We start from the raw sequence: 17138 nt of genomic DNA, 5'->3' as shown, positions 1-17138 counted from the left end.
TTTTTCCGTTTACTCTTTTTCTAACTTTAAACATTAAACTAAAAAAACTTTGACCTTTTATAATTAATCGTTCATTGAGATTAAAAACTCTTCATTATTTCTAGTTTTCTTAAAACGATCGTTGATAAAATCCATTGCTTCCACCGGATTCATGTCAGAAAGATATTTTCTCATAATCCACATACGTTGTAAAGTTTTTGGATCTAATAACATATCGTCACGACGTGTACTTGAAGACGTCAAATCGATTGCTGGGAAAATACGTTTGTTGGCAATTTTTCTATCTAATTGCAATTCCATATTACCGGTACCTTTAAATTCTTCAAAGATAACTTCGTCCATTTTCGATCCGGTTTCAGTTAATGCAGTTGCAATAATACTTAATGAACCACCGTTCTCCACATTACGTGCCGCTCCAAAGAAACGTTTTGGTTTTTGCAATGCATTAGCATCTACACCACCACTTAATACTTTTCCTGAAGCAGGTTGTACTGTATTATACGCTCTTGCCAAACGCGTAATCGAATCCAATAAAATCACTACATCGTGACCACATTCTACCAAACGTTTTGCTTTTTCAAGAACGATATTTGCAATTTTCACATGCTCTTGCGGCTCTCTGTCAAATGTCGAAGCGATTACTTCACCACGGACACTACGTTGCATATCTGTAACCTCTTCTGGACGTTCATCTATCAATAAAACAATCAAATATACTTCAGGATGATTTGCCGCGATTGCATTGGCAATTTCCTTCAGCAACATGGTTTTTCCCGTTTTAGGCTGTGCCACAATCATTCCACGTTGTCCTTTACCAATTGGTGAAAACAAATCAATAATTCGCGTTGAAATAGTACTTTGCTTTTCAGCTAATTTGAATTTTTCAGATGGAAAAACAGGGGTTAAATGTTCGAATGAAACTCTATCGCGAACCACTTGTGGATCATGTCCGTTTATTTTTAAAACGCGAACTAATGGAAAAAATTTCTCTCCTTCTTTTGGCGGACGAACCACCCCTTTTACTGTATCTCCAGTTTTCAAACCGAATAATCTAATTTGAGAAGTTGATAAATAAATATCATCTGGCGAAGCCAAATAATTATAATCTGAAGATCTTAAAAAACCGTAACCATCAGGCATCATTTCTAGAACACCTTCGCTTTCTATAATTCCGTCAAACTCAAAATCTGAAGCGGCGAAATTATTTTTTTTATTTTTAAAATTAGGGTTTTGATTTTGGTTTCCGTTACCATTTGCATTTTGATTTTGTTTATGCAATTGGTTAGGATTTATTTTTTTTATAGGAGCTACAACTTCCGTTTTCTCTTCAGTAGTTATTTCTGTAGTAGTTTCTAAAGTGCTTTCCTGTTCTTTTGAAGTTTCTTTTGATTCTTCTTTATCCTTTTTTAAAGCTATTTTTTTCTCGTAAGCTGACTTATTAAATTTAATCGCTTTACCCGCTTTTTTATCTTCTTGTCTAGGTTTTTCTTCTGAAGTTGCCTCCTCATTAGCTGGAACTGATTCTACAACTGCTTTTTCCAATACAATTTCTTCTTCAATAGCAGGGCTAGCTTTTACTTTCGGAGTTATTGCTTTTTTTATTGGAGCAATTCTAGCTCTTTTTGGCTTGTCATCCTCTTGATTACTTTCCGCTTTTGTATTTGAATTGTCAACATTAGCTGCTTGATGTTCTAGAATCTGACTTACTAAAGTCTCTTTCTTTACACCGTTAAATTTTATTGTTTTAGCCGCTTTAGCTATTTCTTGAAGCTCAGAAAGCTTCATTTCTTTTAATGCAGAAATATCAAACATGAATGTTCTATGAATTTAATTAATTTTTGAGGTATAATCTAAAAGTATAGGTAGTAACTTTAAATTGAATCAACCGCAGTATGAAGTGCTTACGGTATTATGATGCAATAATACGAATAAATTTTTATCAGACAATAGTATTTCTAAAAAAGAAAATATATTTTTGTGACAGATATTTACCAAATGATACAGAGAATTCAAACCATTTATTTATTTCTTACGTTCGTAGTAACGGGCGTTTTACTATTTTTTATTCCTTTATGGACCATGAGTGATAGTAAGGAGTATTTTTTTATGCAAAGTCAAGTTTACACTATTTTGCTAGGATTGAGTACAACGTTGACCTTATTAAGTATTGTTTCTTACAAAAAAAGACAAAATCAATTTGTTATGGGCAGATTGAACATAATATTAAATTTGATTTTATTAGGATTGTTTGTATATCGTTCACTAAATTTATCTGGAGAGACACCCGCTGTTTCTGAGAAAGGTATTGGGATGTTTCTACCTGTAGTTGCTATCGTGTTATTAGTATTAGCTAATAAGGCCATCAAAAAGGATGAAGATCTTGTAAAATCTGTGGACAGATTGAGGTAAACCTATAAACTTTAGTTTATTAGTGCGAAGGAAACCCGAATGTAACAATTCGGGTTTTTTTGTGTCCAAAATTTACTATTTACTGCAAATAGTAGCGTCAGACTCTTTTTTTTTTTTAAATTTGAAAATTAGAACCTACCTATGTTAAAAACTACCCGAATATATCTTGCTGACGACCATCAAATCCTTATTGATGGCATTAAAACCTTACTTCACACTAACGCTTCATTTGAAGTCGTAGGCTTTTCAATAACTGGTACTGATTTGTATGAGGAAGTACTAAACAGCAAAGCTGATATATTGATTCTTGACATCAACATGCCCGGAAAAGATGGAATTCAAGTCATTAAAGAGTTTTCTAAGAAAGGTTTTCCTTGTAAGATTATTGTCTTGTCAAGTCACGATGATTTAAGGATAATAAAAGAAGTGATGAAATTAGGCAGCAGCGGCTATTTGACAAAAAAATGTGCGGGTGAGAATATCATTGAAGCCATTCAAAGCATTAATAGTGGAGAAGAGTATTTTTGTAAACATGTTCGGGAAAAAATATTTACTACAGTTACCAAGGGAAATCCAAAAATGAACAAACCTGAACTTCCCATTAATTTCATTTTAACCGAAAGAGAATTAGAAATCATTATTTTAATCTCTTTAGAATTTAGCGGAAAAGAAATCAGTGACCACTTATTTATTAGTACAAATACTGTAGAGACACATCGGAAAAATATAATGAAAAAACTGGATGCTAAAAATTCCATAAGTCTTGTAAAATATGCCATTAAAAACAAATTGATAAAACCCTGATTTGATAAACCACTTTCAAATCAAAATGTAATTCTAGATGATAAAATATATGATGCTGAAAAAATTTCTTACTGCATTGATTTTAGTATCAAATATTTTTTCGTTTACCGTTTTGGCACAAAAAAACCCATCTTCAAAAAATGACGCTGTGGCCATTATAACAGAAGCGAAGGAATTGATGAAAACCGGTAATTTCGAAAAATCATTAATTAAATCTAGAACTGGTTTAAGTCTAGCTATTAAAATAAAAGATAACAATCTGATAGCAACTTCGTATAATACTATTGGCGCAAATTTCGACCATTTATCAGAGTCTGACCAGGCTTTTTTGTATTATAAGAAAGGTTTAGCTTATGCTGATAAAACGACTAATGATGTTCTCAAAAACTGGCTTAATAACAATTTAGGCAATATTTACTATTTTGATAAAAAGGAATATGAAAAAGGGATTTACCATTATAAAAAATCTTTAGAATATAGCATTAAAGCAAAAGATTCATCACAAATACTTTTCACAAAAGTGAACTTGGCTTGGGCTTATTTTGATAGAGGTCGTTTTGAAGAAGGTCGTCCCTATTTAGAGTACATCAACAAATACCACAGTGAGCATGGTAATGAGACGACCATTGTCGCTTTAAATATGGTAAACGGAATGTACTATAGCTATAAAAATGATGTGAACAAAGCTCGCTTTTATTTTGAAAATGCTATAAAATTAGGAAAAGAAGGAGATGAAAAATCTGATTTATCACATTCTCATCATGAATATTCTAAGTTTTTGCTTAAAAATGGTGATTATAAAAATGCCTATAAAAATCTCGAAATTTATAATACTATTACTGACGAATTAAACAATGAAGAGAAACTAAATAAAGCCAACGTTGCAGGAATTAATTTGCAAATTGACGAATATAAAAGAGAAATTGACAAGATCGGAAACGAATTCAAAACGAAAGAAAACGATTTATTAAAAGCAAAATCTAGAAATAAAAAAATTGTTATCGTATTACTGGCAATACTACTATTATTATTTTTAGCCTTTTACTTCTACTCCCAAAACGCGCGGCTAAAGCAAAAAAACAAACTCACAGACCTAAGAAGTAAAGTTCAAGAAAACACCATTAACGCCACTATAAATGGTCAACAATTAGAACGAAAAAAGATCGCCTCATTCTTACACGATAACATTAGTGCTCTCCTATCATCCGCAGGAATGCATCTTCACGCTCATATACTACAAAATCAGTCTCCTTCTCAGGAAATCATTAAAACGAAAGCTATTTTAGAACAAGCTCATGATCAGGTTCGTGATTTATCACATGCATTGATGCCTTCTCTTTTAGCGCAATTTGGTCTATTCCATGCTTTAAATGATTTATGCGAAAAAAATTCAAATTCAATTCTTGACTTTAAATACTCTTGCTCGGTCGATCAATATACGCGCTATGATGAGGATTTCGAAATGAAAATTTATTTTATAATCATGGAACTTTCAAACAATATCATAAAACATAGTGATGCGCAAGAAGCAAAATTAACACTTAAGGAAAGTAACAATTCCCTTATAATTTATATTATTGACAACGGAAAAGGATTTGATTCCAACAAATTTCATGCTCTTGAAGGTTTTGGTATTAACCAAATCAAAGCACGACTGAACAACTTAGATGGAACTATTGAAATAGATTCTAAAATAAATTTGGGAACAGCTATCAAAATTAGCGTACCAATTGTATATCAAGAACAAAATAGCTAAACTCGTTTTTCGATTTCAATAATCTCTAAATCTTTGATTTTATCACCATCTATAACAAAGCGTAACAGAGTTCGCACTTGATGAAAACCACTTTTTCCAGCTGCTCCAGGATTCATATGCAAAAGATTATTCTTTTTATCAAATATCACCTTCAGAATATGAGAATGTCCGCAAATAAATAATTTAGGAGGATTAGATTCTATTTCAGCCTTAATATTAGGATTGTATTTTCCGGGATAACCACCAATGTGCGTAATCCAAACATCTACTCCTTCGCACATAAATCTATTGTGTAAAGGAAATTCGAGTCTCGCCTGAGCATCATCAATATTCCCAAACACACATCTCAAAGGTTTCAGCTTTTTAATAGTATCCGTTACAACCAGATCTCCAATATCGCCCGCATGCCAAACCTCATCAGCTTGTTTCACATATTTTAAAATCGTGTCGTCAAGATGACTGTGTGTATCAGAAAGCAGAAGAATTTTTTTCATTGTAAAAGTGTCATTTTAGTAGCGTCATTGCTCGGAAAGAGGCAATCTGGATCTATTTCCAGCTTTCCGTTTCAATCCACGCCCATTGCTTCGTCGCTCGCCAAGCCAGCCTGGGTTTTCCACTGCAATTTGGGCAAGGAATTTCGGTAAAATTAGACATTCCGTTTTCAAATAAAAAATCGAATCAAAACTTAACAAACTTTGGCTATTAGCCACTTCCTAGCCAAAAAATTAATAAGTATCTTTGTAGCTTCAAAAAAATCGACTTGAGGTATTTTATAAAATTAGCGTACAACGGAACGAATTATCATGGTTGGCAATACCAACCTAATGCATCGTCAGTACAAGAAACAATGAACAAAGCTGTTTCTACAATATTAAACACCGAAATCAATCTTATGGGAGCCGGACGCACAGATACTGGAGTTCATGCCAAAGAAATGTACGCGCATTTTGATTTTGAAAAATCTTTTGAGATTCCAAATGTGGTACACAAACTCAATTCCTTTTTACCAAAAGATATTGCAGTTTATGATATCATTCCAGTTGCTGATGAAGCGCACACTCGTTTTGACGCTACAAAAAGAACCTATGAATATCACATTAACACATTTAAAGATCCGTTTTTGCAAGAACAATGTTGGTATTTTCATCAAACATTAGACATAAATCTGATGAATGAAGCAGCGCATCTATTATTTAATCATATTGATTTTCAATGTTTCTCTAAAGTTAACACGGATGTAAATACTTTTGATTGCACAATTTTCGCAGCGCATTGGACGCAAGAAAATGAAAAGTTGATTTTCACTATTTCGGCCAATCGCTTCTTACGAAACATGGTTCGCGCCATTGTGGGAACTTTAATAAATATTGGTTTGCATAAAATTACATTAGCTGATTTTGATGCAATTATAAAAAGTAAGAATAGAGATAAAGCTGGTTTTTCAGTTCCAGCGCATGGTTTATATTTAACCAAAATAGAATACGATTATTTGTAAAATAATTAATAAAAGGAGCAGTTTAGCAATACTACTTGATATTGCTTTGTAGCTCGCAATGACACTAAATGAAAGCAAAAGCATTTGATACTAGATTATTCAAACGAATATTAAGATATACCAAACCTTATCAATTTAGGTTTAATGGCGTAATTGTTTTCGCCATTTCGTTGTCCATATTTGCGGCATTACGCCCGTATTTATTGAAACAAACCGTAGATGGTTACATTGCAACCCAAGACCAACATGGCTTATTGCTTTACGTTTCTCTTATGGGAATTGTACTTTTACTAGAAGTATTCTCGCAATTTTACTTTGTTTATTGGGCGAACTGGCTGGGTCAGGATATCGTGAAAGACATTCGAACTAAACTGTTTCAACATATTTTAAGTTTCCGAATGAAATATTTTGATCACGTTCCTGTAGGACAATTAGTAACGCGTTCCGTATCAGATATTGAATCTATAGCTAGAATTTTCAGTCAAGGTTTGTTCATGATTATTAGTGACTTGATGAAAATGGTAGTCGTACTAATTTTCATGTTCTATATGAACTGGAAACTCACATGGATTGTGATTGTAGCCATGCCTATTCTGGTTTTCTTTACTCGAATATTTCAAAGAAAAATGCAAGTTGCCTTTGAAGAAGTTCGTACACAAATTGCCAACATGAACTCTTTTGTGCAAGAACGTGTAACGGGAATGAAAATCGTACAACTTTTTAACCGTGAGAAAATTGAATATGAGAAATTCAAGCAAATCAACGACAAACATAAAAAAGCTTGGATAAAAACAATACTTTACAACTCCATCTTCTTCCCTATTGCTGATATTATTTCATCACTAACCTTAGGTTTTATCGTCCTTTATGGAGGTATGAAAATATTAAACGGAGATACTTTTACCACTTTTGGAGATTTATTTTCTTACACAATGTTTATTGCTATGTTGTTTAATCCCTTGCGTCAAATTGCAGATAAATTCAATGAAATGCAACTTGGAATGATTGCGGCTAATCGTGTTTTTGATATTTTAGACACTGAAGATCAAATACAAGATACAGGAGTTATTGAAGCTCCGGTTTTTAAAGGAGACATTCAGTTTAATAAAGTTCATTTTGGATATATTCCAGGTGAAGAGGTGATCAAAGGAATCGATTTAGAAGTAAGTGCAGGACAAACTATTGCCATTGTAGGCTCGACAGGAGCTGGAAAATCAACAATTATTAATTTATTAAATCGTTTTTACGAAATTAATAGCGGTTCGATTTATATAGACAATAACAATATCGAGAATTATACTCTTGGTTCCCTACGTTTACAAATCGCAGTAGTTTTGCAAGATATTTTCCTTTTTGCCGATACTATTTTCAATAATATCACTTTAAATAATCCAGCAATTTCACGTGATCAAGTTTTGGCTGCCGCCAAAAAAATTGGCGTTCACGAATTTATCATGAATCTTCCGGATAATTATGATTTTGATGTTAAAGAACGTGGTGTTATGCTTTCGTCAGGACAGCGACAATTGATTGCTTTCTTGAGAGCGTATGTGAGTAATCCAAGCATATTGATTCTGGACGAAGCTACTTCATCTATTGACACCTATTCCGAAGAGTTAATTCAACGTGCAACTGAAACAATTACTAAAGGTAGGACATCAATTGTTATTGCACACCGTTTAGCAACGATTGTCAATGCTGATAAAATCGTGGTAATGGACAAAGGTTTGATTGTAGAACAAGGAACACATCAAGAATTAATAAACCGTGAAAGTGGGTATTACAAAAACTTGTATGACTCTCAGTTTTCAGTGGCAAATTAATTAGGATTTAATTCCAAAAAAGAATTGAGTTTAACGAAATAAAGTTAAAAGTAGATTCTTTTCACAGCGAAGGCCTTACCAAAGAAGCTGCCAGTTGGTTAGTTCCGAATTACCAAATGCAGGATGATTTTCTTCAAGGTTTCGAATATATAGAAAAAGCAGATGAAACTATTGTTTTATTCACAACCGAGGGTGATTTTGGAAAGCAACAAATAATCAGAATTCCAAAGAATGCTTTTCAGTTTCCTTTACCGTTAATACTTAGTTTGCTAGTCCACAAAATGGTAATTGTTCATCAAAAAAACGCGCAAACCATTTGTATTGGATAAAAACGAAAGCGAGTGGCAAGCGTATTACGAGATTTTGTTTAGAAAAATTTTTCAATCAATTCCTGAAATTTCTAATTTTCATAAAAAAACTTTCGCTCACAAAGCCATTGAATATTACAATCGAATGGAAGAAAATTCATCATTACAAAAAAAGTATGCGGAAGAAAAAATAGAAGTTGACGCAATAATTACTTCTTTATCCTAAAATCAAATAAACTTTCAATGTCCTAAAATACTGAGTTTAATTCTAAAAATAAATTCTTAAATTCGCAACGTAAAAAATCTAATATAAAACGACTTGTCTTTGTAGTAAAATCCAAATGACAATAGTATAAATAATAAATACTTTAAAAAATGAAATACGATATTATAGTTTTAGGAAGTGGCCCGGGTGGTTATGTTACAGCCATTAGAGCATCACAATTAGGCTTCAAAGTAGCCGTAATTGAAAAAGAAAACTTAGGTGGAGTTTGCCTAAACTGGGGTTGTATCCCAACAAAAGCATTATTAAAATCAGCACAAGTTTTTGACTATCTAAAACACGCTTCTGATTACGGATTGACTGTTTCATCTTTTGACAAAGACTTCCCTGCAGTTGTACAACGCAGTCGTACTGTAGCTGAAGGAATGAGCAAAGGAGTTCAATTCTTGATGAAAAAAAATAAAATCGACGTAATTGATGGTTTTGGAAAACTAAAACCAGGCAAAAAAGTTGATGTTACGGATAAAGACAATAAAGTTACAGAGTACAGCGCTGATCATATTGTCATCGCTACTGGAGCTCGTTCTCGTGAATTGCCAAGCTTACCGCAAGATGGTGTAAAAGTAATTGGGTACCGTCAAGCAATGACTTTACCTACACAACCTAAATCGATGATTATCGTTGGTTCTGGAGCTATTGGAGTTGAATTTGCACACTTCTACAACTCCATGGGAACTGATGTTACTATTGTAGAATTTATGCCAAATATCGTTCCTGTTGAAGACGAGGATATCTCTAAACAAATGGAGCGTTCTTTGAAAAAAGCAGGCATCAAAATCATGACTAACTCTTCTGTTGAAAGAATTGATACTACTGGTGCAGGCGTAAAAGCATTTGTAAAAACAGCAAAAGGAGAGGAAGTTATAGAAGCCGATATTTTACTTTCAGCTGTTGGAATCAAAACTAATATTGAAAACATAGGATTAGAAGAAGTAGGAATTGCTACAGATAGAGATAAAATCTTAGTAAACGCTTACAACCAAACTAATATTCCAGGATATTACGCTATTGGCGATATTACACCTGGACAAGCATTAGCGCACGTTGCTTCTGCTGAAGGAATCAACTGTGTAGAGAAAATTGCAGGACTTCACGTAGAGCCTATCGATTACGGAAACGTTCCGGGTTGTACGTATGCTACTCCTGAGATTGCTTCAGTTGGTTTAACGGAGAAACAAGCTAAAGAAAAAGGATACGAATTGAAAATTGGTAAATTCCCGTTTTCTGCTTCAGGAAAAGCAAAAGCAGCTGGAACTCCAGATGGTTTTGTAAAAGTAATTTTTGACGCAAAATACGGCGAATGGTTAGGTTGCCACATGATTGGTGCTGGTGTTACTGATATGATTGCAGAGGCAGTTGTAGCTCGTAAACTAGAAACTACAGGTCATGAAATTCTAAAAGCAATTCACCCACACCCTACCATGAGTGAAGCGGTAATGGAAGCAGTTGCGGACGCTTACGGCGAAGTAATTCACCTATAATTGTCAATGCGAGGAGTTGCGGGCACAAAACAAAGCAATCTCTCCCTAAAATTCTAAATTCCGATTGGTTTACACCAATCGGAATTTTTTTGCTCTTTTTTTAAACATCAAACTCACATGTTTTTCTATTTCTCACATAGTTTAAAAACGTAATCCTAGATTTTTAAACTTTTTCACAAATTAAAATCTTAACATTTTTTTTACAAAACGCAATAAAAAAATTCCGATTCTAAACTATCTTTGTATTCTGAGTTATTTTACTCCATTAATTTTGAAATTATTATACAATAGATGAATACTGAAACCAATCATTTTTCGCAAATTCTGAACGAAAACCAAAACAAAAATTGGGTTAGAGCTATCGATTCTTCAAAAATTACAAATTGGATTGATGATTTATTCAAGATAATATTTCCTGAAAAAGTACTGGAAACCATCCAAATTGAAATGCTTTTAGAGCAAAATAAAGCACGCTTCGTAGCGATTCTTACCGAAATCAATAAAGATAAAACAACAGAAAAAAGTCGAGCTATAGCAAAATCCTTTTATGCTATACTTGCAGATTTATACTCCTCGATGCAACAAGATGCACAAGCAATTTTAGATACCGATCCTGCTGCTGATTGTATTCAGGAAATTATCAACTCTTATCCTGGTTTTTTTGCCATTGAAATCTATAGAATTGCGAATGCAATTACTTCCTTGACAGATTGCCTTTTGCCTCGCATATTGACGGAATATGCGCATAGCAAAACTGGAATTGATATTCACCCTTCAGCTACTATCGGCGTTCCATTTATAATAGATCATGGTACTGGAATTGTAATTGGGGAAACAACAACCATTGGCAAACACGTGAGTATTTATCAAGGAGTTACTCTGGGAGCTTTGCAAGTTGAAAAAAGCATGCAGGAAAAAAAACGACATCCTACTGTAGAAGACCATGTGATTATTTATGCCAATGCTACAATCCTTGGCGGAAGCACTATCATAGGAAACCACAGTATCATTGGTGGAAATACGTTTATAACTAAAAGCGTAAATCCGTATTCCTTTGTGATGCAATCCAATAAAAACACTGTTTTGAACCAACAAGAAATAAAAGATATTAATTTTTTCTCGATATAACTATTATGCAATACAACAACATACTTGAAACAATAGGCAACACGCCACATGTAAAAATAAACAGATTATTTGGTAACAACCACAACGTTTGGATCAAACTAGAACGTGCTAATCCTGGAGCCAGCATCAAAGACAGAATAGCTTTAGCGATGATTGAAGATGCCGAAAAAAAAGGACTATTAAAAGAAGGCGGGACTATCATTGAAGCGACCTCTGGAAATACAGGAATTGGACTCGCTATGGTCGCTGCCGTAAAAGGCTATAAGTTAATTCTAGTGATGCCAGAATCGATGACCATAGAAAGACGCCGATTGATGAGTTTGTATGGCGCTGAATTTGTATTGACGCCTCGGGAAAAAGGAATGAAAGGTGCCATTGAAGAAGCGCAGGAATTAGTAAACAAAATACCAAACGCTTGGTCACCACTTCAATTTGAAAATCCTTCTAATATCGAAATTCATAAAAAAACCACTGCTCAAGAAATCATCAAAGCATTTCCTGATGGACTAGATTATCTAATCACAGGCGTAGGAACTGGCGGCCATATTACCGGTTGTGCCGAAATATTAAAACAACATTTTCCCAACCTAAAAGTATTCGCTGTAGAACCGGAAGCTTCTGCAGTTATTAGTGGCGGAAAACCCGCTCCACATCCTATTCAAGGAATTGGTGCCGGATTTATACCTACTAATCTAAATACAGATTTATTAGATGGAAGTATTCAAGTGAGCAAAGATGAAGCATTCACTTATGCACAAAGAGCCGCAAAAGAAGAAGGAATGTTCGTAGGAATATCATCAGGAGCATCATTAGCTGCAGTAGCTAAAAAACTATCTCAAATCCCTGAAAATTCAAAAATACTTACCTTTTGTTATGATACTGGTGAGCATTATTTAAGTGTTGAAGGGCTTTTTGTCTAAGCATTTTTTATTTATTCGACTTCGTCCGTTCCATGAGATTTTGAATAATTTCTCCATTTCTCAATGCAATCTTCTAAATCTTGCGGCAGTTCCGTATCAAAACGCATCATTTCACCCGTTGTAGGATGGATAAAGCCTAAGGTTTTAGCATGCAAAGCTTGTCTTGGTAACGCTTTGAAACAGTTGTCTATAAATTGCTTGTATTTTGTAAACGTAGTTCCTTTCAAAATCAAATGACCGCCATAACGTTCATCATTAAAAAGTGGATGCCCTATGTGTTTTAAATGCGCACGAATCTGGTGTGTTCTACCGGTTTCTAGTTGGCACGAAATCAAAGTGACATAACCAAAACGCTCTAAAACTTTATAATGAGTAATAGCTGGCTTTCCTATTTCTGGATCAGCAAAAACCGCCATCTGCATGCGATCTTTCAAGTGACGCGCTAAGTTTCCTTCAATAGTACCTTGATCTTCTATTACATTTCCCCAAACAAGAGCTACATATTCCCTTTCAGAAGTTTTTGCTTCAAATTGTTTAGCTAAATGTGTCATTGCTGCTTCGGTTTTAGCAATAACTAGCAAACCTGAAGTGTCTTTATCAATTCTGTGTACTAATCCAGGACGCTCACTGCTGTTCATTGGCAAGTTATCAAAATGATAGGCCAAAGCATGAACCAAAGTTCCCGTGTAATTCCCATGACCAGGATGTACTACCATTCCAGGCAATTTGTTTATCAGCAATAACGTTTCGTCTTCATAAACAATATCCAGCGGAATATTCTCTGGGATAATATGGTTCTCATAAGGAGGATGTGTCAGCATCACGCGAACTACATCATTGGCTTTCACCTTATAATTTGATTTTACTGTCGCATCATTCACAAAAATATTCCCTTCGGTTGCGGCAGTTTGTATTTTATTTCGAGTAGCATTTTGGATTAATCCCATCAAATATTTATCAATTCGCAAAGCCGCTTGGCCTTTAGGAACTTCAAACCTAAAATGTTCATATAACTCGTCTTCTAAATCTATTGAATCTACAGTATTATTCATTAATTATTGTTTATTCTATTGGCGCAGCTAGCGTATCTACAGCATTTTCTTGTTCTTGGTAGCTCATTTTTCCATCGCCTAAAACCAGGTCAATCTTAGATGATTTCAAGACCTTATCTCCTACTTTCAAGTTTCGTCCTTTAAAGCGCATTTCCAGCACCATATCCTTACCTAAATTTGGAACATAAGTAACCGTTCCTTCATCAAGTCCTAGTGCTTTCAATGTTGGGACCGCTTCACGATAGGTTTTTTCAATTAAATCTGGAATTCGCACTGACGAAAACCCAGAAGTATTCAATTTAATATATATTTTTCGACCTACTTTTACCTTTGTACCAGGCGTTGGATCTTGCTCTACCACACTAAACTGTGGGAAATCGCTTCTAAAATCAACACTATCTAATAGTATATAATCTAAATCCAGTTCATCCAGTTTGTTTTGCACTTGCTCCTCGGTCAGCTTACGCAAATCAGGGACTGCAATTTCATGACCGTGATCAGTTGTAAAAGTCAACCAATGCATAAATAGGTAACCCAAGGTCGCTACAATAGCAAATGCAGCTAGAATTTGCATTAAAAAAACGCGGCTAGTAAGATACTTTCCTAAACTCATAAATTAATTTTTAGATGTCGCAAAGATAAAGCTATTTCGTTCCAAAAAAAATGATAATTTTGTTTAATGCTTTTAAAGATTAATCCTGATGGGTTTTAGGAGCTATTTCCCGCTATTCGTTGCAATCCACGCCCAAAAGCGTGGGATTTCCACTGCTATCGGGGCTAAAAACGAATCATTTTCACAACTTATATTTCTCAAAAATGAAGAACATTGCCATCATTATGGGCGGATATTCCAGCGAATACAAAATCTCACTTATTAGCGGAAACGTCGTATATCAATATTTAGATAAAACAAAATACAACGGATTCAGAATCCATATTTTCAAAGAAAAATGGGTTTATGTGGATGCTAACGACGTCGAATTCCCTATTGACAAAAATGACTTTTCAGTAGCAGTAGCTGGAAAAAAAATCAGTTTCGATTGTGTATTTAATGCTATTCATGGAACCCCGGGCGAAGATGGATTAATGCAAGCCTATTTCGAACTTTTGAACATGCCACAAACGTCTTGTGACTATTATCAATCAGCTTTAACGTTTAACAAACGGGATTTATTATCCGTTTTAAAACCATACGGAATCAAAACAGCGACTTCCTATTATTTAAACAAAGGAGACAAAATCAATACTGACGAAATTGTAGCTAAAGTGGGTTTGCCTTGTTTTGTAAAGCCAAATAAAGCAGGATCGAGTTTCGGAATTTCAAAAGTAAAAACCGCTGCCGAGTTACCTATTGCCATTGAAGTTGCATACAAAGAAGATAACGAAATTATAATAGAAAGTTTTCTAGACGGAACCGAAGTTTCTGTTGGAGTAATCAATTATAAAGGAAACGTAACGGTTCTGCCTATTACTGAAATCGTTTCTGAAAATGATTTTTTTGATTATGAAGCTAAGTATCTTGGTAAATCACAAGAAATCACACCTGCTAGAATCTCTGATGAAATGACTAAAAAAGTTGGCGAAATAGCAAAGCGCGCTTACGAAGTCTTAAAAATGAAAGGTTTTTCCCGTAGCGAATTTATAATAGTAAATGGAGAACCCTTCATGCTTGAAATGAATACAATTCCGGGATTAACCACTGAAAGTTTGATTCCGCAACAAGCAAAAGCAGCAGGAATATCCCTAGAGGATTTGTTCACGAATGCTATTGAATTGGCTTTAAACAACTAAATTCTCCTCATGAAAGAAATATTTGAATGGAATAGATTATTATACAATGGTTTACCAGAATCATTTCTTATAGAAGTCATTTTTCGTTCTACAGTAATGTTTATCGTTTTATTACTAACTTTAAAAGTAGCTGGGAAACGCGGTGTAAAACAATTGTCTGTCTTTGAAACAGTGATAATAATTGCTTTAGGATCAGCAGCAGGAGATCCTATGTTTTATGAAGATGTGGGTATAATTCCAGCCATTACCGTATTTACTGTAATTATACTTTTATACCGTTTGGTAACGTGGTTAACCGGAAAAAGCAAAAAATTTGAAGAGTTTATTGAAGGAAAAACAGAATGTTTAATTCATGAAGGAAAATTTTCGATTGCAACTTTCAAAAAAGAAAGTTTAGCACAAGATGAATTTTTCTCTGAACTTAGATTGAGATCAGTTGAACACTTAGGACAAGTAAAAAATGCATTTATGGAAACCAGCGGAGATATAAGTGTTTTTTATTATGAAGATGAAAATGTAAAATCAGGTTTACCTATTCTACCGTTTTTATTCAATCAAAAAAATACTACTATTCCTAATGAAGGTATGTATTCTTGCACTTTTTGCGGTAACACAAAACATCAACGTACAGGAATTGCAACATGTGAGGTCTGCAATAAATCGGAATGGGTCGAATCATTACATACTATTCGAAAATCATAATTTAACCTAAATCAGTTTGCCACTAGAATAAAATATAAGATGAGAAAAGCAATATTCCCAGGATCTTTTGACCCAATTACCTTAGGTCATGAAGATATAATAAAGCGAGCAATTTCACTTTTTGACGAAATTGTAATTGCTATTGGTGTCAATGCTGAAAAAAAATATATGTTTTCACTCGAAGAAAGAAAGCGATTTATCGAGGAGACTTTTAAAGATGAGCCTAAAGTTTCTGTCATTACTTACGAAGGATTGACAATTGATTTATGTCATAAAATCAAAGCTAATTTTATTCTTCGTGGCTTGCGAAATCCCGCCGACTTTGAATTTGAGAAAGCCATCGCGCATACTAACAGAAGATTAGCAAAAATAGAAACAGTATTTTTATTAACCGCAGCAAAAACTTCTTACATCAGCTCCAGCATTGTTAGAGACGTTCTGAGAAACGGCGGACAATATGAATTACTGGTTCCAGATGCAGTCAGAGTAAAATAGTTTTGAAATCCTATTCGAAAGCTAATCAATGCTACTATAATTTGCGAAGACAATCTTTAAACAGTAATTTCGCCTAAAATAAAAGACATCAAATAATGAGTATAGAAAGAGAAATAAGCAAACGCAGTGGGTCTAAATGTGAACTTTGTGGCGCAACTGAAAACCTAAAAGTATACGAAGTACTTCCTACCAAAAAAGGTGGAATCGACGAAAGTATTTTCGCTTGTACTACGTGTATCGATCAAATAGAAAATCCTGAAAACTTAGATTTAAATCATTGGAGATGTCTAAACGACAGCATGTGGAGCGAGCAAATTCCCGTGCAAGTTGTTGCTTGGAGAATGCTAAGCCGTTTGCGTTCTCATGGATGGCCACAAGAATTACTAGACCAAATGTACCTAGATGAAGACACTCTAGCTTGGGCACAAGCAACTGGCGAAGGAGAAGATGACGAAAATAAAATAATACACCGCGACAGTAATGGTGTAATCCTAGAAACTGGAGACTCAGTTGTTTTGATCAAAGATTTAAAAGTAAAAGGATCAAGCATGGTGGCTAAACAAGGAACAGCAGTACGCAACATCCGTTTAGACCATGAAAATGCTGAATATATAGAAGGAAAAGTTGACGGACAAACGATTGTAATTATTACACAATACGTTAAGAAAACATAGTTTTCAGTATAAGAAGT

The 17138-nt window shown here is 34.3% G+C and carries 18 protein-coding genes; 14 read left to right on the top strand and 4 right to left on the bottom strand.

Annotated elements, in window-relative coordinates; genetic code table 11:
- Window positions 1-63 precede the first annotated feature (63 nt).
- On the bottom strand, window positions 64-1812 hold the full coding sequence (rho, locus tag LNP27_RS08075) for a transcription termination factor Rho (protein WP_229941142.1): 1749 nt from the start codon (window positions 1810-1812) through the stop codon (window positions 64-66).
- A gap of 183 nt (window positions 1813-1995) precedes the next feature.
- On the opposite strand from rho, the gene LNP27_RS08070 reads away from it, so the two are divergent.
- From LNP27_RS08070 to LNP27_RS08060, 3 genes are all read left to right on the top strand, one after another.
- Entirely contained in the window at window positions 1996-2409 is a 414-nt protein-coding gene (locus LNP27_RS08070; protein WP_229941141.1) for a DUF4293 family protein, read from the top strand.
- A 141-nt stretch (window positions 2410-2550) separates the two neighbouring features.
- Complete coding sequence (locus tag LNP27_RS08065; RefSeq protein WP_229941140.1) at window positions 2551-3213, top strand: response regulator; 663 nt, start codon at window positions 2551-2553, stop codon at window positions 3211-3213.
- A gap of 37 nt (window positions 3214-3250) precedes the next feature.
- Entirely contained in the window at window positions 3251-4969 is a 1719-nt protein-coding gene (locus LNP27_RS08060) for a tetratricopeptide repeat-containing sensor histidine kinase (protein ID WP_229941139.1), read from the top strand.
- On the opposite strand, the gene LNP27_RS08055 is transcribed toward LNP27_RS08060, so the two are convergent.
- Entirely contained in the window at window positions 4966-5463 is a 498-nt protein-coding gene (locus LNP27_RS08055) for a metallophosphoesterase family protein (protein ID WP_229941138.1), read from the bottom strand. The genes LNP27_RS08060 and LNP27_RS08055 overlap by 4 nt on opposite strands.
- Before the next feature lie 266 nt (window positions 5464-5729).
- Between LNP27_RS08055 and truA the strand changes: the two genes are divergently transcribed.
- The 7 genes from truA (at window position 5730) to cysK (ending at window position 12407) form a co-directional block, all read left to right on the top strand.
- Window positions 5730-6464 carry a tRNA pseudouridine(38-40) synthase TruA gene (gene truA, locus LNP27_RS08050; RefSeq protein ID WP_229941137.1) on the top strand — a complete coding sequence of 245 codons (735 nt, stop codon included), beginning with the start codon at window positions 5730-5732 and terminating at the stop codon, window positions 6462-6464.
- Window positions 6465-6532: 68 nt separating this feature from the next.
- Complete coding sequence (locus LNP27_RS08045; RefSeq protein ID WP_229941136.1) at window positions 6533-8287, top strand: ABC transporter ATP-binding protein; 1755 nt, start codon at window positions 6533-6535, stop codon at window positions 8285-8287.
- Window positions 8288-8403: 116 nt separating this feature from the next.
- Window positions 8404-8616: a hypothetical protein gene (locus tag LNP27_RS08040; protein WP_229941135.1), complete on the top strand. Its 213-nt coding sequence runs from the start codon at window positions 8404-8406 to the stop codon at window positions 8614-8616.
- Window positions 8609-8821 (top strand): hypothetical protein, encoded by a 213-nt coding sequence (locus LNP27_RS08035; protein ID WP_229941134.1) that lies wholly within the window; start codon window positions 8609-8611, stop codon window positions 8819-8821. Before LNP27_RS08040 ends, LNP27_RS08035 begins: the two co-directional genes overlap by 8 nt.
- 149 nt (window positions 8822-8970) lie before the next feature.
- Window positions 8971-10359, top strand: a complete 1389-nt coding sequence (gene lpdA / locus LNP27_RS08030; RefSeq protein ID WP_229941133.1) for a dihydrolipoyl dehydrogenase — start codon at window positions 8971-8973, stop codon at window positions 10357-10359.
- Between the two features lie 291 nt (window positions 10360-10650).
- Window positions 10651-11487: a serine O-acetyltransferase gene (locus tag LNP27_RS08025; RefSeq protein ID WP_229941132.1), complete on the top strand. Its 837-nt coding sequence runs from the start codon at window positions 10651-10653 to the stop codon at window positions 11485-11487.
- 5 nt (window positions 11488-11492) lie between these two features.
- Window positions 11493-12407, top strand: a complete 915-nt coding sequence (gene cysK / locus LNP27_RS08020) for a cysteine synthase A (protein WP_229941130.1) — start codon at window positions 11493-11495, stop codon at window positions 12405-12407.
- 11 nt (window positions 12408-12418) lie between these two features.
- On the opposite strand, the gene LNP27_RS08015 is transcribed toward cysK, so the two are convergent.
- Both LNP27_RS08015 and LNP27_RS08010 read right to left on the bottom strand, forming a co-directional pair.
- Window positions 12419-13459, bottom strand: a complete 1041-nt coding sequence (locus LNP27_RS08015; RefSeq protein ID WP_229941129.1) for an RluA family pseudouridine synthase — start codon at window positions 13457-13459, stop codon at window positions 12419-12421.
- Window positions 13460-13469: 10 nt separating this feature from the next.
- Window positions 13470-14072, bottom strand: a complete 603-nt coding sequence (locus LNP27_RS08010) for a PASTA domain-containing protein (protein WP_229941128.1) — start codon at window positions 14070-14072, stop codon at window positions 13470-13472.
- Between the two features lie 203 nt (window positions 14073-14275).
- On the opposite strand from LNP27_RS08010, the gene LNP27_RS08005 reads away from it, so the two are divergent.
- From LNP27_RS08005 to LNP27_RS07990, 4 genes are all read left to right on the top strand, one after another.
- Complete coding sequence (locus LNP27_RS08005; protein ID WP_229941127.1) at window positions 14276-15250, top strand: D-alanine--D-alanine ligase; 975 nt, start codon at window positions 14276-14278, stop codon at window positions 15248-15250.
- A 9-nt stretch (window positions 15251-15259) separates the two neighbouring features.
- Window positions 15260-15952 (top strand): DUF421 domain-containing protein, encoded by a 693-nt coding sequence (locus LNP27_RS08000; RefSeq protein WP_229941125.1) that lies wholly within the window; start codon window positions 15260-15262, stop codon window positions 15950-15952.
- 39 nt (window positions 15953-15991) lie between these two features.
- Window positions 15992-16447: a pantetheine-phosphate adenylyltransferase gene (gene coaD / locus LNP27_RS07995; RefSeq protein WP_121924403.1), complete on the top strand. Its 456-nt coding sequence runs from the start codon at window positions 15992-15994 to the stop codon at window positions 16445-16447.
- A gap of 95 nt (window positions 16448-16542) precedes the next feature.
- Window positions 16543-17121: a PhnA domain-containing protein gene (locus LNP27_RS07990; protein ID WP_229941124.1), complete on the top strand. Its 579-nt coding sequence runs from the start codon at window positions 16543-16545 to the stop codon at window positions 17119-17121.
- Window positions 17122-17138: the final 17 nt, after the last annotated feature.

The sequence above is a fragment of the Flavobacterium galactosidilyticum genome (assembly GCF_020911945.1).
GTDB lineage: Bacteria > Bacteroidota > Bacteroidia > Flavobacteriales > Flavobacteriaceae > Flavobacterium > Flavobacterium galactosidilyticum.
Note: the sequence above shows the minus strand (reverse complement) of the source record. Positions and strands in the feature narration are given on the sequence as shown.

What these genes read in the sequence shown, in the direction of transcription:
- LNP27_RS08025 (WP_229941132.1), top strand. Translation starts at nt 10,651, where the DNA reads ATGAATACTGAAACCAATCATTTTTCGCAAATTCTGAACGAAAACCAA.
- LNP27_RS08040 (WP_229941135.1), top strand. Translation starts at nt 8,404, where the DNA reads ATGCAGGATGATTTTCTTCAAGGTTTCGAATATATAGAAAAAGCAGAT.
- LNP27_RS08015 (WP_229941129.1), bottom strand. Translation starts at nt 13,459, where the DNA reads ATGAATAATACTGTAGATTCAATAGATTTAGAAGACGAGTTATATGAA.
- LNP27_RS08005 (WP_229941127.1), top strand. Translation starts at nt 14,276, where the DNA reads ATGAAGAACATTGCCATCATTATGGGCGGATATTCCAGCGAATACAAA.
- coaD (WP_121924403.1), top strand. Translation starts at nt 15,992, where the DNA reads ATGAGAAAAGCAATATTCCCAGGATCTTTTGACCCAATTACCTTAGGT.
- LNP27_RS08055 (WP_229941138.1), bottom strand. Translation starts at nt 5,463, where the DNA reads ATGAAAAAAATTCTTCTGCTTTCTGATACACACAGTCATCTTGACGAC.
- lpdA (WP_229941133.1), top strand. Translation starts at nt 8,971, where the DNA reads ATGAAATACGATATTATAGTTTTAGGAAGTGGCCCGGGTGGTTATGTT.
- cysK (WP_229941130.1), top strand. Translation starts at nt 11,493, where the DNA reads ATGCAATACAACAACATACTTGAAACAATAGGCAACACGCCACATGTA.
- LNP27_RS08065 (WP_229941140.1), top strand. Translation starts at nt 2,551, where the DNA reads ATGTTAAAAACTACCCGAATATATCTTGCTGACGACCATCAAATCCTT.
- LNP27_RS08045 (WP_229941136.1), top strand. Translation starts at nt 6,533, where the DNA reads ATGAAAGCAAAAGCATTTGATACTAGATTATTCAAACGAATATTAAGA.
- LNP27_RS07990 (WP_229941124.1), top strand. Translation starts at nt 16,543, where the DNA reads ATGAGTATAGAAAGAGAAATAAGCAAACGCAGTGGGTCTAAATGTGAA.
- LNP27_RS08070 (WP_229941141.1), top strand. Translation starts at nt 1,996, where the DNA reads ATGATACAGAGAATTCAAACCATTTATTTATTTCTTACGTTCGTAGTA.
- LNP27_RS08000 (WP_229941125.1), top strand. Translation starts at nt 15,260, where the DNA reads ATGAAAGAAATATTTGAATGGAATAGATTATTATACAATGGTTTACCA.
- LNP27_RS08060 (WP_229941139.1), top strand. Translation starts at nt 3,251, where the DNA reads ATGATAAAATATATGATGCTGAAAAAATTTCTTACTGCATTGATTTTA.
- LNP27_RS08010 (WP_229941128.1), bottom strand. Translation starts at nt 14,072, where the DNA reads ATGAGTTTAGGAAAGTATCTTACTAGCCGCGTTTTTTTAATGCAAATT.
- rho (WP_229941142.1), bottom strand. Translation starts at nt 1,812, where the DNA reads ATGTTTGATATTTCTGCATTAAAAGAAATGAAGCTTTCTGAGCTTCAA.